The sequence below is a fragment of the Paraburkholderia sp. SIMBA_030 genome, assembly GCF_046535245.1.
GTDB lineage: Bacteria > Pseudomonadota > Gammaproteobacteria > Burkholderiales > Burkholderiaceae > Paraburkholderia.
In genome coordinates, this window is record NZ_JAWRXB010000655.1 from 1 (window position 1) to 268 (window position 268).

Annotated in this window: 1 protein-coding gene; it reads left to right on the forward strand. The window is 66.0% G+C overall.

The features are described 5' to 3' along the window. A partial coding sequence (locus SB772_RS41580; RefSeq protein WP_410838720.1) for an alpha-D-ribose 1-methylphosphonate 5-phosphate C-P-lyase PhnJ occupies window positions 1-268 on the forward strand: 268 nt, incomplete at both ends.

Below are 268 nucleotides of genomic sequence, written 5' to 3' on the forward strand. Positions count from 1 at the left end.
CGAACGACACGCTCAAGGTCATCGACCAGGGTTCCGACGATACGACCAACGCCGTGAACATCCGCCGCTTTTTCGCGCGCACGACGGGCGTGGCCACCACGCGCCGCACGCGCGAAGCGACCATCGTGCAGACGCGCCACCGCATTCCCGAAACGCCGCTCACCGAGAAGCAGATTCTCGTCTATCAGGTGCCGATGCCTGAGCCGCTGTACCGCCTGGAGCCGCGCGTGGCCGAGTGCAAGAAGCTGCACGCGCTCGCCGATTACGG